Annotated in this window: 4 protein-coding genes; 3 read left to right on the top strand and 1 reads right to left on the bottom strand. The window is 57.0% G+C overall.

The window, feature by feature from the left end; all coding sequences use genetic code 11:
• Window positions 1–61: 61 nt before the first annotated feature.
• From ETAA8_RS17680 to ETAA8_RS17670, 3 genes are all read left to right on the top strand, one after another.
• Window positions 62–1,111, top strand: a complete 1,050-nt coding sequence (locus ETAA8_RS17680) for a glycoside hydrolase family protein (RefSeq protein WP_145091101.1) — start codon at window positions 62–64, stop codon at window positions 1,109–1,111.
• Window positions 1,112–1,858: 747 nt separating this feature from the next.
• Entirely contained in the window at window positions 1,859–14,029 is a 12,171-nt protein-coding gene (locus ETAA8_RS17675; protein ID WP_145091098.1) for a GEVED domain-containing protein, read from the top strand.
• Between the two features lie 313 nt (window positions 14,030–14,342).
• Window positions 14,343–15,797 carry a sulfatase family protein gene (locus ETAA8_RS17670; RefSeq protein ID WP_202921051.1) on the top strand — a complete coding sequence of 485 codons (1,455 nt, stop codon included), beginning with the start codon at window positions 14,343–14,345 and terminating at the stop codon, window positions 15,795–15,797.
• A gap of 11 nt (window positions 15,798–15,808) precedes the next feature.
• Here the strand turns inward: ETAA8_RS17670 and ETAA8_RS17665 are convergent, their stop codons facing one another.
• Window positions 15,809–17,194: a hypothetical protein gene (locus ETAA8_RS17665; RefSeq protein ID WP_238397408.1), complete on the bottom strand. Its 1,386-nt coding sequence runs from the start codon at window positions 17,192–17,194 to the stop codon at window positions 15,809–15,811.
• Between the last annotated feature and the right edge of the window lie 62 nt (window positions 17,195–17,256).

Here is a 17,256-nt window from a genome sequence, read left to right as displayed (position 1 = left end):
ATCGCCAGATTCAGTTCCTTGACTACCTCGGGTCGCATTCCCAATGATCTTATGTAGTCTCGTGTTACTGCTTGCCGTTTCCGGTGCCGGCGCCGGCGAGCTTGATCTGGGCGCGATGGTGAATCCCGCGCCGGTGACGGCCAAGCTCTCCGATCCGGATTACAACATCTGGTGCGGGGCGCCGATCAAGGGAGATGACGGCAAGTATCACGTGTTCTATTCGCGCTGGCCGCGGAAGCTGGGGCACCAGGCATGGGTGACAAATTCCGAGATCGCTCACGGCGTGGGCGATTCGCCGCTGGGTCCGTGGAAACATCATGACGTGGCGCTGGCGGCCCGCGGTGTCAAATTCTGGGACGGATCCTGCACGCACAACCCGAACATCGCGCGGATCGGGGGCAAGTATTGCCTATTCTATGTGGGCAATTATGGCGACGGCGTGTTGGGCAAAGGATTGAACTGGACGCACCGCAATCACCAGCGCATCGGCGTCGCCATCGCCGATTCCTCCAACGGTCCATGGCAGCGGTTTGACCAGCCGATCGTGACCATTAGCGACGACAAGACCGCGTTCGATTCACTCTGCGTTACCAACCCCGCCGGCTGCGAGCACGCCGATGGCGGGGTGCTGCTGGTCTATAAGGCTGTCGAGTACGTCGAAGGGAAGATCGGCGGCGGCAAGGTTCGCTACGGCGCTGCGATGGCCGACAAACCCGCCGGCCCATATATGAAGAAACCCGGGCGCATCTTCGAATCGGACGATGGCGACGCCGGCAAGCACTGGATGCTGGCCGAGGATCCATACCTCTGGTTCAGCAAACAGTATGGCAACCGGTACTACGCAGTGGCGCGGGACGTGGTGGGCAAGTTCACCAGCGCCTCCGGCGGCATCGCGCTGTTCCAGTCGGAGGATGGGTTGAACTGGAAGCCGGCAAGCCACCCGAAGGTCCTGGGCGCCCGCTACCAATGGGCTGATGGCACGACGAGTTTCAGCACAATCGAGCGGCCGGCGATGCTGTTCGACGGCGAGACGCCCATCGTCCTCTTCGGCGCCGCCAGCGACAACAAGAACCGCGACGGCACGTTCAACGTGCAGATCCCGCTGAAGTGAGCCAGAATTTTCACGAATGGAATGTTGTGGAAAGTGAAAAAGCCGCTGGCAGGACCCAGAAGCTCGGCGAAACCATGGGCCACACGGGTGGTGATTAGCGCCGCATCCCGCCGCGCGAAGTGCCGCGAATCCAGGCACGAGGACGTCGAGCCTGTTCGTCTTGCTCCGAAAATGTGGCCGACAGACTTACGTCGCTTTACCGGCCCCCGGTTGGCACGTTGAATCGCACGTAAGTGTTCAATTTCGCGTGCATTGTTGAACACACATTGCTCGCTAACGCGAGAGTTGCGCTAGCGCGCGTTCAACAATGGCCCCGATTGTTGAACACCCCCCTGTTGCCAGCTGGGCTGCCAGCTTGCGTCGTAAGTTGCTCAGCACTGCCACTGCCGTTCTTCTCAACTCGGCCTCAACCCTCATCGGTTGAGAAATTCACCCGGCCCCTTCGTTTGCTCGGTTGAAAAACTCAGCCACTGGAGGAATTTCTTGCTCGCCCCGATATGCGAAAAATTCAACCAAAAATGCGCGTTCGGTCCCTGTAACCACGTAACTCTAGGCAACTTATGGCGATTAGTGAGAGACATCCTATGTCATAAACTATGCCCAAAATGACGCCTCTGATAGCCCGAATAGGTGGTTTTAATGCATAGAATGTCCATTTACGATGTGATTCTCCCCGATAGCGGTTGGCTCCCCCCTCCGAAACCGCGTGTGCAGTCATAACCCCCCTTTCTTTGGGAATCCGCATCCATGCTCCGCAGCACCAAGACTCTCTGGAATCGTCTGTTCGCCCGCAAACCCTCTGCTGCCAAATCTGCACCCGCCCGCCGCCGCGCCTTTCTCGAATCGCTCGAAGAACGCCGGGTGATGGCTGGCTCGCTCGACCCCACGTTCGGCAATGGGGGCATCGTGCTCACCGATATCGGTCACGACACCGATCTTTCGGACGACTTCTCGTACGCAGTCACTGTGCAGCAGGCCGATGGCAAAACAATTGCCGCTGGCTATAGCTACAGTCCGTTTACGTCTGGTTCGACTCTCGCTCGTTACAACGTCGATGGCTCGCTCGATAGTTCCTTCGGCAATCTTGGTCGCCTCGTATTGCCAGTCAACTTGAGCACTATCGAGGACATCGAACTGCAGAGTGATGGCAAAATTGTGATCGGTGGTGGAGACCAGGTTGCCCGATTAAATTCCGATGGCTCGCTCGACACTTCCTTCGATACGGATGGCATCGCTACTTTACCAATCTTTTCCATTAACGAGATCGTCATTCAAAACACTGGGAAAATTGTGCTGGGCGGCCGCGCCTACGATTATTCCGATTCCACAGGCTACGACTTTGCCCTCGCTCGACTGGATATCGACGGGTCCCTTGATACCACCTTCGGCGCAGGTGCTGGCTATGTCACTACAGACATGGGAACCACGGAAAGCTCCGACGATTACGATTACTTGCAAGGCTTAGCACTGGCCCCTGGTGACAAACTGGTCGCCGTCGGTCGTGGCTACGATTACGACGGCAGTTCATATACTTATTTTTGGGCAGTTGCCCAGTACGATGCCGATGGAGCGCTCGATCCGGCGTTTAGCGGTGACGGCAAGGCCGAGGTTCTGAGTGACGGCAGCGCCACTTCAGTCGTAGTCACGCCCAGCGGTGCCATTGCCATCGCGGGATATAATTACTCCAGCGACTTTGAAGTCGTGCAACTTACCAGTGCCGGCGCGCTCGATCCGAGTTTTGATTCCGATGGCCGGGTATCGATCGATTTTTCCGGCAGCGACGACCGAGCCAATACAATTCGCGCCCAGGCGGATGGGAAACTGGTATTGGGTGGACATGCCTACTCAGGCGCTGGCTACGACTTCGCTGTCGCCCGCCTCAATGCCAATGGCAGCTTGGATACGAGCTTTTCTAGCGACGGCAAGGTGACAATTGATTTTGGCAGTACTGAGGACGTAGGACTAGCGTTAGCCTTGTCAGCGACTGACGAGATCACCATTTCTGGTTATACCTCGCTCGATGTAAATACTTCCTATCAACGGGACTTCGCCGTCGCCCGCCTCACGGTAGCAGGTGCGCTCGACACCAGCTTCGATGGCGACGGCCTGGTTACCACCAACTTTGGTGACCTGCTCAACATCAACACCGAAGACTACGCGTGGGCCGTCACGGTCCAGCAGGCCGATGGCAAGGTCATCGTGGCCGGCCGCAGTTACGATGGTTACGTCTATGGCGACCGTACGGCAGTTGCAAGGCTAAACGTCGATGGCTCCCTGGATACGACCTTTGCCACAAGCGGTCTGTTATTGTTGAACTCGGGTGAAGTTCGGGGAGTGCAACTGCAGGCCGACGGGAAGATTCTCCTGCTCACCAGCAATTCCCAATTGATTCGGCTCAATGCCAACGGCAGCCTCGATGGAACCTTTGGCTCCGGTGGTTTCGTAAGCCTCTCCTACGCGGGTTCTGCTCGCGATTTTGTACAGCAAAGCGATGGCAAAATTGTGATTGGCGGACGGCGTTACAACTCTGCTACTCATTACGACTTCGCCTTAGAACGCCGTAATCCCGATGGTTCGCTAGATACATCGTTTGGAGGAGGGGCAGGCTATATAACGACCGAGATGGGCATTACAGCAAATGCCAATGACTATGATTACCTGCAGGGACTGGCCGTTGATAGCAGCGATCGACTCATTGCCGTGGGTTATGGCCGCGATTACGACGGTTCTTCCAATACCTATTTTGGTGCAGCCGCTCGTTACTTGCCCGACGGCACGCTCGACACATCGTTCAGCAGCGATGGCAAGGCCGAATTGTTTTCGTCCACATCTTCCTCTTCCGATCTGCGAGATGTCGTTGTCGCTTCGACCGGCGAAATAACGATCGCGGCCAATACCGGATTTGATTCGTTTGCAGTCGTCCGTCTGACCGATGCGGGCCTTCTCGATACTGGCTTTGACACCGACGGGATTGCGGTGGCAGCATTCGACGGTTACTCGGGTTCGATTTTCGCACTCGCCCTGCAGGCAGATGGTAAGGTCGTGGCCAGTGGCTATGCCTACGAGGTTGCCACGAATAGCATCGACTTCGCAGTCGCGAGATTCAATCCCGATGGTGCGCTCGATCCGAGTTTCTCCGGCGATGGAACCCTCACGACCGACTTTAGTGCCCAGGGAGACTATGCCTATGGCGTTGCCATTGCTCCCACCGGCGAAATCGTTGTCGCCGGACACGCCTACACGAATGTTTCTAGTGGGTACGGCAATAATTTTGGTATTGCTCGTTACACCGCAGCAGGCCTTCTCGATACCACCTTCGACGTCGATGGAAAGGTGCTGATCAACTTCGGCCTCGAAGCTGGCGGTTACACCTCTGACGATCAAGCGCGCAGTGTTGCGGTGCAGCAGGCCGACGGCAAACTGATTGCAGTCGGATATAGCTATAGCCCTTACTTCGGTGGCAGCACGGGAATCGCCCGGTACAACACCGACGGCTCGTTGGACTCATCCTTCGGCACCGACGGTACCCTGCAGCTGGGCTATGACGATGCACGAGCCGTGGCGGTTCAGCCGGATGGCAAGATATTGCTCCTGACTGGCTACCGTCTACTACGACTTAATGGTGACGGTTCGCTGGATACTTCCTTTGGCTCCGGTGGAGTGGTAGTTACAAATAGCTATCTCGCTTATAGTCAGGGGCTGGTCATTCAGAGCACCGGCAAGATTGTCGTAGGTGGCTATCAGTACAACTACGATGCAGGTGCGAGCTACGACTTTGCCCTCGCCAGATTCAACACCGATGGTTCGCTAGATACGACCTTTGGCGGCGGGGACGGATCTGTCCTCACCGACATAGGTTTAGGTGGTAGCGATCACTATGACGTCCTCAACGGGATCGCGCTCCTGCCGGGCGATAAGGTGGTCGCGGTTGGTTATGGCCAAGACTACGATGGCTCTACCGACACCTACACCTTTTTTGCCGGGGTTGTTCAGTACACGGCCGATGGCGCGCTCGATCCCACCTTCAGCGGCGATGGCAAAGCCGAGATCTTGCCCTCCACAACGTCCTCTCGGGACGCTCGCGCCGTGGTCGTCACCCCCAGTGGCAAAATCGCGATTGTCCTTGGAATGGGAAACTCCGATTTTGCCGTGGCGCAGCTAACTTCGACTGGAACGCTCGATAGCACCTTCTCTGGTGACGGAATTGCGACTGCTGACTTCGGCAGTTCGGATAATGCTCGATCACTCGTCGCGTTAGCGGATGGCCGTCTCGTGGTTGTGGGCTATTCCTACGTCGGAAGCCCGCTGCAACAAGACTTTGGGATTGCCATCTTCAACACCGATGGAAGTCTGGACAACACCTTTTCGACCGATGGCCAAGAAACCACCGACTTCCAGGGGCAGGACGACGAAGCCTATGGTGCCGTGGTACAAGCCGATGGCAACGTGGTGGTGGTCGGTCGCTCGTACAACCCCTACTTGGGTTACACAAGCGACTTTGCTCTGGCGAGGTATTTGATTGGGCAGGGATCCACAAGTGTTGAACTAGATGGTTCGGGGAATGTGCTGTTGACCGATATCGCCGGTGGCGACACCGACGATCAGTTGACGTTGTCGCGAGACAACAACGGTACCCCCGGCGATCTGACAGACGACTTCCTGGTCATTCATGATCCACTCAACGCGTTGGCCGCGGGTGCCGGAGTCATCGCCATTGATGCGAATACGGTCAAGATTCCCTTCGCCAGCATCACAGGCAACGTGACGCTCGAGACGCTGGCCGGGAACGACACGGTGACGATTGATTTCACCGGTGGCAATCCGTTGCCCGCTGGTGGTTTGACCTTTAATGGTGGTGCGGGGGGGAACGATACGCTGTCGTTCGTTGGTACCGGTCTCGCCAGTGCCACGCTGACGCACACCGATGCCACGAGTGGCAGCCTGTTGCTCGATGGCAAGACGCTGACCTATACCGGGCTCGATCCGATTCTGGTCACCACACCCGGGGCCAACTGGGTGCTGGAATATACGACCGATGCCGCCGCAGTGACGCTGGCCGCCGATGGTGCGAACCTGAAGGTGACGCGCGCCGGTGTGGCCGAAGAAGTGACGATCAATCCCGCCGGCCTGGCGAGCTTGACGATTCGCACCGGCACCGGTGCCGACACCATCGAGTTCGATAGTTTGCCCGCTGCCTGGTCCGCCGCCATCACCATCGATGGCCAAGGGGATGCCGACATTCTGAACGTCAATACAGCTGACCTGACGTCGACCGGCAGCATCACGCTCGCCGGCATCGAGACCGCCAATCTCTCGCGCAACATCACCGCCAATGTGCTGAGCGGCACCGCCACGACGGTGAACGTCGACGACGCGCCCAGCGGGCAGATTCAAGACGGCATCGCAGTGGCTGCCGTTGGCGCAACGGTGAATGTGGCAGCAGGTTCTTATGCCGAGAGCATCGTTGCCAACCAGTCAGTCACGCTGTTGGGAGCGAATTCCGCGGTCAGTCCCAATACGGGTGTGCGCGGGGCAGAATCGCTTATTTCCGGCACTCTGAACATTGCCAATGGTTCGCTGGGAGACTACGTGGTTCGTGGGTTCCAGTTCAGTGGCTCGTCGGTCCCGCTGAGTACCAACAACAATGTGAACGTAGGCACGACCAACGTCACCTTCGAACGAAATCTGGTTCAGAATTCCGGGCAAGTAGCCCTGATGACGGGCTTTGCTGGCGCAGTTCTCAATGCCACCATCGTTGACAATAACTTCAGCACTTCCACCAGCAATGCGATGCAATTGACGGCTGGTGCCGGCGGTGTCACAACTGCCGAAGTTACCGACAACTCTATTACCACGACCGTGTTTGGTGGCATCAGCACCGATGCGCTAACCAACAGTTCGATTCTCCGCAATTCGATTTCGGGGACTGCCCAACAGGCGATTCAGATTGCTGGAGCGGCGAGCAACGTGATCGTGTCGCAAAACACCATCACGAATGCGAATACCAGCAACGACGCCAACCGTGGCGCAATTCGCCTTCGCCCCACGTCGTTCACCGGGCCAGTGATTGTCTCGAATAACTTTATTAGTGGTTCGTTTAACGCGATCTCGGTTCCCACTGCAGAAACAATTCCTGCCGGGCTGCTATCGGTCACGAATAATAGTCTCACCTTACCTTCCGGCGGCAGTTTCCTTGTGCGCAACAATGGCACGGGCACTCTCGATGCATCGGGCAACTGGTTTGGTACCAGCACACTCGCGGGAGTGACTGCTGCCACCAGTGGCACCGTCGACTACACGCCATACCTTAACAGCGGCACAGACACCGATGCCGGCACGCCAGGCTTCCAAGGCGACTTCTCGAACCTGACCGTTCACACGGCTGGCACGCAAGCTGGGGCTGTCGGTCGCGTGCAAGAAGGCGTGAACCTGGTAACCGTTGGCGGCACCGTGAATGTGCTCCTGGGAACTTATAGCGATAACGTCGTCATCAACAAAAGTCTTACGCTCGATGGTGCCGGCCCAACCACGATCATCGATGGTTCGGTAGGTGGCATTCCCTCATCGGCAATCACGATCACCGGCAGTGGAGCATCGGCAGCTAGTCGCCTGATTGTCAAAGATCTGACGATTCAGGGGATTCAGACCAATGCCATCGACATCGGCAGTGCGGTGTCGTTTGTCACCTTGGAAAACATCAGCGCGAATGGCACCGAAGGGACGACGACGGGCAACTATCGCAGGGGTGTCTGGATTCACGGGACGGGACTGGTTACGGACCTGCTGATGGACAACTTAACGTTGTCCGGCTTCTATAACGGTGGCATTTATGTCGATGCTCCCACTCCGGTAAATGGCTTCACGCTGATCAACAGCGAACTCAGCAATAACCGGATTGGTCTGCACAACTACGCAGACGTTGCGTCGACAACCAACGAGAACAACTTCACCAACGTATTGATTGCGGATAACTACATCTTCAACAATGCTTGGAAGGGGCTGTATTTCGAGAAGTTAAACGACGCCGTGATCGAGCGCAACACGATTGAAGATACCGGCCTGGGGCTACCTGCGCCAGCAGTTGGCAACAGCAACGGCAACGGCAACTCGGGCATCGAGTTGAATTTGAAATTTGGTGACTTCAGCAATATTCAGATCCTGAACAACATTTTCGATAACTCGGGTGTTCGCACGGGTGCCGGCCCGAACGACGTCAGCGGCGCTCTGGCCATCAAGCCGCGGGACATCGGCTCGTATGCCGCAAATCCCGCCACGCTGGACGACGTGCTGGTGCAAGGCAATATTTTTCAGAACATTCCTGCCCCTGGCCGAGCCATCTTGATTGGTGAGACGGGTTCGACTCCGACGATCACGCCAACCAACATGCTCATCACCGAGAACTTCTTAACGGATGGTACTTTCCCCGGCATCGTCAACTCCACCGTGGGAACGGTCAATGCCGAGAAGAATTGGTGGGGCAGCAATGCAGCTGCGGTTGTAGCTGCCGGCAAGACGGGACCTGTTGATAGCGATCCTTGGCTCGCGCTGGGGGATGATACTTCGGGAGCATTCGGCTATCAGCCCAACACCGCAGTTCTGAGCACGCTCGCTGGCGGCACACTGGTCTCCGGTACGGGCGCCGACGACGATATTTCGGTCACTGTGAGTGGTAGTAACTACATCGTCACGGTGAATTCGACGGTTTACACCTTTGACGCAATCGACAGCTTGGTTATTGAAGGCGGACTGGGGAGCGACACGCTGACGGTGATTGGTCCGATCGGTAAGCCGGTTACGTTCCACGGTGGTGGCGGAACCAGCGATGCACTTCGTATTACGGCGACAGCCCAGAATGCGACTTATACGCCTGACGCTGCCGTCACTGGAAATGGCACCATCGACTTTGGCGGTTCGACGGTGGTGTTTACCGGTTTGGAGCCAATCGACTTTGATTTTGTCGGTGGTACGTTCACGCTGTTATTGCCCAATGCCAATGACAGCGTCGATATCGCCAACGACACACTCATCGACGGTGTTACCCCTGCCCTGAAGATTTCCGGCTCCTCGGGTGGCGTGGCATTTGAGAATGCTCGCGTCCGTGGCGCTGCCATTGTGATCGATACGGACACCGTTGCTGGCGTCGACGATATCGAAATCGTCAGCGCGAGCAATTCGCACTTGAATACGTCCCTGAACATCACGACGGGGACTGAGGTTGGTGATGCAATTACCGTTAGCGGTATCACCACCTTCAGTGGCACAACGACATTGAATGCACCGACCATCAACCTGAACGCCAACGTGACCAACACCGTGACCGGCTCCACCGCCACCACGGTGAACGTCAACGACGCACCCAGCGGCCAGATTCAAGACGGCATCGCTGTGGCCGCCGTTGGCGCGACGGTGAATGTGGCAGCGGGAACTTATGCCGAAAACGTGACTCTTGCGAAGCAGATCAATCTGCTGGGCGCTCAGGCGGGAGTTGATGCGCGCGGCCGCGTGGTCGGTGCGCCGAATCCAGCGGTGGAAACGATTATTGCACCCGCCAGTGGAGTGGCGTTGGACCTGCAGAATGGCTCGAATGCAGCGATCATTAATGGCATCGCTTTTGTGGGAAGTGTGAGTGGCGCTACGGGCGTTGTTGGCAACAGCAGTGGCACCAACACCAGCTTGCAGTTCATCAACAATCATGTAGCCGTCGCAACTGGCTTCACGGCATCCGCAATCTATATGAACCGTCCGGCCGTGGAAGCAACGTTCGACAAGAATGTCTTCGTCGCGGCGAGTGGCTCATCGCAAGCCGTATTCTTTGACGGCCCAGACGCCTTCTACGGTTTGCATTTCACGAATAACAACGTGACACAAGCGGGAACTTTGGGCGGGACTGGCGTGTTCGTCGACGGCAATCGAAATGTGGGAACAACGGGCGGTGTGCGCGCACCACTCGTGAGTGGCAACCTGATTCAGAACTTTGCCCTCGGTTTCAATGCCGGGCAACGGTCGTTCGATGATGCGCAAATCGTGGAGAATACGTTTACGGGAAATACGGGCGGCTTTGCCGGTGGTCCGCTCGATAGCACGATTGCTCGCAATACGTTCTCGAATAACTCACTGTACGGCCTACGGCTGACTGCCTTCGGCAATACGGCCGACTCCACTCGTGGTGCGCAGAACACGACGGTCAGCAATAACGTCTTTACGAACAATGGCACCACTGTTGACTTGGTGAACGGCTACGGCGACATCCGCATCGACGATCAGTTCAACGGTACGCAGTCCACCAATGTCATCACAAACAATAGCCTGAGTGGCCCTTCCTTTATTTTCAATCGTGAGTCGAATGCGGAGATCATCAATGCCAGTGGCAACTGGTTCGGAACTTCGACGCTGGCAACCATTTCTGCCGGCATTCTGGGAATAGCAGCCGCCAATGTCGATTACACGCCCTACCTTACCTTTGGCACAGACACCGCACCCGCCGCGCCAGGCTTCCAAGGCGATTTCTCGAACCTGACCGTTCACACGGCTGGTGCGCAAACTGGGACTGTGCCGCGGATTCAAGAAGGCGTGAATCTGGTCACCACTGGCGGAACGGTAGTGACCGAAGGAGGAAGTTACACGGGCGATGTCGATACCTCGTCCAAGAGCGTGACGCTGGTATTGGGAAGTGGTGTTGCGACGGTTACGTCGAATGGTGATGTCCTCTTAGATGGCAATGACACCTTGGCATTTACGATTAACGGCAACACCGCCGGTAGCTATGACCAACTGATCGTCAACGGCCTGGTGACGCTGGGTGTTGCAGCACTTGATATTGCCGGCACACACACCGCACTGCCGGCTGATGTATTCACGCTGATCGATAACAACCTGGTCGATCCCGTGACAGGAACATTCGCGGCGCTAGCGGGCGGTTCGCTGGTGGATGTGAACGGCTTCAATAAGCAGATTTCGTATATTCGCGGCACAGATGGCAACGATGTGGTGCTCTTCACGCCGACGATTCAATTCTCGCAGCCGACCTACACCATCAACGAGAATGGCACGATCACTGCCGCGGTCACATTGACACGCGATACCGCCGAAGGAAGCTCTGGTGTTCAAGTCACGTTCCCAGGAACGGGTACGGCAACGCCAGTGGATGACTATGCTTCGACGACGATTGACGTCACGATGACTACCGCTAGCCAAGTGGTGACGATGACCATCGTGAACGATTTGGTTTCCGAAGGAACGGAAACGGCCGACCTTGCTCTGGCGGTGGTGGCGAATGCTCAAATCGGTTCGCAAAGCACAGCCACGTTGAACATCGTTGACAACGATATCGACCTGACCGTAACGAAGGTCGGTTCGGTGGCGACCGTGAGTGCACCCGGCGATGTGACCTATACTGTGACCGTGACGAACAATGGCCTTACCGATGCCAATGGAATCGTGCTCAGTGATGTCCTCACTCTGCCGACGGGCGTGAGTGTGGTCTCTGTCTCCACGCTAACAGGTTCAACCTCACCGCCAGCAGCGCCAGCTACGACTAACTATGTTTGGACGGTCGGCAGCCTGGCTGTCGGTGACTCGGCGACATTGACCGTGGTTGTCCACGTCGATTCGACGGCACTCTTTAGCGGCGACTTGATTTCGAATACGGCAACGGTCACCGCTTCGACCGAAGTTCGCGTAGTGACAGGTGACGATTCGGATACCGAAGCGACATCGATCAGCGCGATCGATTATGGCGATGCTCCAGCCGGCTATGGAGTCGCTGGTCACCAGATTACCGGTCTCCGCTTGGGTGCCAGCGTTGATGCGGAGAATTCGAGCCAATTCTCGACTGGTGCTGTGGGAGATGGTGCAGATGACAACGGCGTGACTTTGCCATCCAACTTGATCCGGGGTATGTCGGCGAACTTCGTGGTGAACACTTCCGCGATTGGGAAGAAACTCGATGCTTGGATCGATTTCAATCTGGACGGCGACTTCAATGACGCTAACGAGCGAGTTGCCACTGGTCTCGTGCTGGCGTCTACCAACAATTCCCTCGCGGTTAGTGTTCCGGATGGTGTCGGCGAAGGAACCACGTATGCTCGCTTTCGCATCAGCACGGCTGGCATCAGTACACCGGATGGTTTGGCCCTCGACGGCGAAGTCGAGGACTATGCCATTACCCTGGAAACACCGGGAACGCCCGGCGCAGAAGTGCTGCCTGACCCGGAGAACCCTGGACAATTTGTGCTGGTGATTACTGGTACGCCCGTCGGCAGCGGCACACCGGGCAACGGCAACGACGCGATCGTCGTCCGTGCGAAGAATTCTATCGCAACAGTTTACATCGCTCCGACCGTATCGATTGGTTCTTTCCCGCTGTCCTCGTTCGGTCGTATTGTGATCTTCGGTCGAAGTGGCAACGATTCGATTGTGATTGAATCGACCACGGTGAACCCAATCAGCAAACCATCGACTATCTATGGCGAGGAAGGAAATGATTCGATTTCCGGCGGTAGCGGGCCCGACATCATCATTGGTGGTGATGGGGTCGACACCATGGCCGGCAACGCGGGTGACGATACGTTCGTTAGTGGCCTGGGTAACGACAAGATCGTGGGTGGCGCGGGCATCGATAAGATTGTCGAAATGACCGGCTCCGCAATTGTCTCGGCGACGAGCATTCGGGTGGGCTTATCGGCCGATTCGTATAGCCAGATCGAACGGATCGAATTGAAGGGGACCACTGGCCTCGAAAGCTTCGTCTTCAGCGGAGTGACGGCCAGCGTGACGATCGATGGTCAAGGTGGCGGCGACACGGTGTCTTATACGGGTGACGGCAATTTCGTGCTGACTGATGCACTCCTCACGCGCACGTCGGGCACGACGACGGCGACGGTGAATATGAATGGCATCGTCTCGGCGACGCTCACCGGTGGTTCATCGACCAACAAGTTCACCGTGACCGATTGGACCAAGCCCCTCAACGTTATCGGCGCTGGCGGTACCGATACGATTGAATCGGCGGGAAGCACGGGCTTTGTGCTGACTCCGACTTTGCTGCAGCGTCCTGCCAAGCCGAACGTGACCATAGGCACCATTGAGAATGCAGTACTCACTTCGGTTACAGGCGCAGTGGATAGCACCTTCACGATCGACAACTGGGCTGGTACTGCCGAACTAAAGGCAGACGGTGGTGTCGATACGCTGAAAGTGACAGACAACGCCTCGTCAATGACGTTGAGCAGTACGACGCTCACGCGGACTGGCCGCGGCACGATCAAGCACAGCGGCTTCGAGGCTGCTGAACTCAAGGGTGGCACCAGCGCGAACACGATCAACGCCTCAGCCTTCAGTGGGAACTTGATTATCGATGGGGACGCCGGCAACGACACGCTGACCGGTGGCAGTGGCCCGACGACCCTCATCGGCGGCATCGGCAACGACAAGCTCACGAGTGGACTGGGGGTTTCCTACTTATTCGGTGGCGCCGGTAACGACACGCTCACCAGTGGGAAGGGAGCAGCAGTGCTAGTGGGTGGTGACGGAAACGACACACTCAAGGTCGGCACAGCACCCGCCCCAGGGGCGACGGGACATGCCATTTTGATCGGCGGAGCAGATGTCGATAAACTCACCGGTGGCACTGGCCAAGATGTGCTCATCGATAGTGCGACCTCCATCGACGATGACGCCCTGGCACTCGCAGCCTTGCTGGCCAACTGGACCGCTCCTGGACTTTATGCTGATCGCTCGGCGCAGATTGCTAGTGACCTGTTTGGCGCACTGCTTCCCGATAACAAAGTCGACACTCTGGCCGGTGGCCTGACGGCGCTCGACCTGTTCTTCGCGAATCTCACCGGGACCACATCGGTCAAGGATAAGCTTACGGATCTCAACAAGCCGACCACCGAAATCAGCAACGACAATGCGTAATTTCTGAACCTCATCGGCACCCAGGTACCGGGCGAGACCAATCTCCCGACTAGTGCCAAACAACGACGGCCCGCGTGAATTAACTCCTCACGCGGGCCGAGTTGTTTTCAGTACCAAACGCGGAGCTTCCGCATTAAAATCAGCCGCGACCAGGTGATTCATGAATCTGGTCCTCGTGCTTCTGCTGCGCAGCCCTGCACGGGAGCGTGAGAAGCTGACGACGCTGAATTAAACGCGGCAATATGCCGACTTGGATATGCGATCGCCGCTCGCTCAAAAGCATACCGCAAGACCAAAAATGAAGAGGATGGAGATGATTGCTTCAATTGATGATTGCCTGCCTCAATCCGATTTCAGCCTGAGCCGCACAGCAGAATTGTGCAGGAAGTTCATCTTCGTCAGTTTCATACTGCTACTTTCCGCGAGTGGCGTGCTGGCTGCAGATGCGGCCAAAAGCTTGAATCTGCTTGTTATCACGGCTGACGACATGAATGCCGACTCCAGTGGTTGGATCGGCAACAGGCTGGGTGCTACGCCTCACCTCGACGCGTTTGCGAAGAGTGCACATCGTTTCGTCAACAGTCATGTCACGGTGCCGATCTGCCAGCCAGGGCGATCGGCATTGATGACGGGACGAGTTCCGCATCGCAACGGCGCACTCGGGTTCGACCCGATTCGCCGCGACGTGCCAACACTCGTCGAAGTGCTCCGAGTCCATGGTTATTACACCGGTTGCATTGCCAAGGCAGCGCACATGGCACCTGCCGAGAAGTTCCCTTGGCACGCTGTTGGCGACCAAGCACTCGGCAAGCAGCCGACGAAGTTCGCGGAGAAGTTCGGTGAAATGCTGGCCGCCGCTGCACAGGAGAAGAAGCCATTTTTCATCAACGCCAATATCTGCGACCCGCACCGGCCATTCATTGACGGTGCCGGCAAGCAAGCGAGAGCGGCCGCACCGCTCGATGAAGCAAGACTTTTCAAACCAAACGAGGTAACAGTTCCTGCGTTCCTCGAAGACATCCCGCGCGTCCGCGAAGAAGTCGCCCAGTACTACTCAAGCGTAAGTCGGTTCGATGTTGCGTTTGGCCTGTTGATGAAAGAACTCACGAATGCAGGACGCGATGCAGACACAATTGTGGTGTTCATGTCCGACCACGGGATGTCGTTTCCCTTCTCAAAGGCGACCGTGTATCTCAGCGGCACCTGGTCCCCCGTGCTGATACGCGTCCCCGACAGAATGGAGTCGCAAGTGCACACCGAATTCGTTAGCAGCGTGGACGTGATGCCGTCTTTGCTGGAGTTGGTCGACGTGAAAGCGCCGGAGGGAATCGATGGGCGCTCGTGGGTGCCACTCCTGAAAGGTGAGTCGCAGCCCGATCGCGACTTTGTTATTACGCATGTCAACACCGTGAGCAGCGGGAAGTCGTTCGCTCAGCGGTGCGTTCGCACGAAAGACCGTGCGTTGATGTTTCATGCATGGGTCGGCGGTCCCAATAAGTTCCGCGTCGAGGCCATGAGCGGCCTGAGCTTTGCCGCGATGAGCGCTTCGACCGACGCGACGATTCAATCTCGCGTAAAGCAATTAGTCGAAGGCGAAACCTTGATGCTCTTCGACATTTCAGTGGACCCGACCGAGCGGAGGAATCTTATTCATGAACCGAAGTATGCAAGCGATGTCGCGCAGTTGAGCCAGAAGTTGCTCGCGCATATGAAGCAGACTAACGACCCGCAATTGAACGCGTTCGAGACAGCAATCGCCAGGCAGTGATATCGTCAGCCTTATTGCGGCCGCTCCGAGGTGGCATCGGCACTTGGCGAGGACTTCAGGCCCAGCGTGTTCACCGCAATGACTCGGTAGGTGTGTTTGTTGCCAGGCTTGGCGGTCGAGTCGGAAAAGCGGAGCGGCACCAATGGCTGAGTGGGTGTGTCGCTGTATTGAAGATTCTGAAAGATCGGGCGACCGAAGGGGTTGCTGCTCTTTTCGGGGATGCTCGTGAGTGGCATGCCGTCGCGTTCGATGATGAAACTTGCGAGTCCGCTCTCCAAATCGGCTTCAGTTTCCCAACTCAATTCGTTGCCGCTGAAACGCACGTTGGTCGGCGCGGGAGGCGGAGTCGTGTCCACCACTGCAGTGTCTTTGACGTACTGCATCCAAGCCTGCGCTATGGATTCATTTGGAAGCCAGGCCGCCTTCCGCGCATCGCCATTGAACTTTGCGGCGGCGACGGCTTCCAGACTAGTGGGCTCGGCGAGATACACATGCTCGATTGGCATGTCGTGGAGCGACTCGCTGCCGGACTTTGGCAATCGCGCACTCAGGCACGCATCGAGCCAGGGAATCGCCAGGTACCGCTGATTGCCGCAGTCGTGACTTGAAAGTGGATCGACTGCGACGCCGATTAGCCCCCCTTGGGAACGTACTTCCCCAAAGAACGCCTCGTTAGCTCGCCATACGCCCGCAAAGCGACCATCTTTGACCGTCACTCCTTCTTTGGTTCCCAGATTGCACATCAAAGGGACTCTTAAGGCGGCAGCGTCGAGCGAGTGGGCCTTGATTCCGGGCCTTGCCGGATCAACTTTCAGCAGCGGAACGCCAGAGCGCAACCAGGCGGCCGCGACGCGATCTGGATGCAATAGCACCATGCCCCCGGCCCAGTGACCGCCGCCGCTGTGCCCCCAGAGCGTCCAGGGAACCTTGGCCAATTCTGGATGCCCCGACTTTGCACCGAGCTCGGCGAGGCACCTCTCGAACGCTTTGCCAGATCCGTTACGGGGATCACACCACATCTGACAGTCAGCTTTTTCCGGCTGCTCATATGCCGCGGCGAGCAAGGCGCAGTCGTGTTTCTTCGCTAGAGCTTGCCAATGCAGATCGTAGGCACCCGTCAGCCCCGACTTGCACGAACCTTCGCCGCAACCGTGCTGATGCACGATCACACCGCGTAAATGCTTAACGCCAGGAGGAATCCAGACCGTATAGTTCACCGGAAAAATCAATTCGCCCGGCTCTTTCGAGGCCTCGTACCGCACGCGGTAGTAAGGCGGATTCGCTGGCGGGAAAACATCGTAGGGCGGTAGCTGCGCAATTGCTGGAATTCCGATCAGCAGCAATCCCACACAACTCGCCACTCGTTGGCACCAGAGAAAGCGTTGGTCAGAAAACATCGAAGTTCCAATTGAATGAGGAAACTATTCGTGAAAAGGCGGGCTTCTATCTTACCGCGAGT

Origin of the sequence: Anatilimnocola aggregata (assembly GCF_007747655.1) — a bacterium.
GTDB lineage: Bacteria > Planctomycetota > Planctomycetia > Pirellulales > Pirellulaceae > Anatilimnocola > Anatilimnocola aggregata.
This window is presented reverse-complemented; position numbering and strand designations above follow the sequence as displayed.

Excerpts from the sequence above, each read along its gene's own strand:
- ETAA8_RS17675 (WP_145091098.1), top strand. The coding sequence starts at position 1,859 with ATGCTCCGCAGCACCAAGACTCTCTGGAATCGTCTGTTCGCCCGCAAA.
- ETAA8_RS17670 (WP_202921051.1), top strand. The coding sequence starts at position 14,343 with ATGATTGCTTCAATTGATGATTGCCTGCCTCAATCCGATTTCAGCCTG.
- ETAA8_RS17665 (WP_238397408.1), bottom strand. The coding sequence starts at position 17,194 with ATGTTTTCTGACCAACGCTTTCTCTGGTGCCAACGAGTGGCGAGTTGT.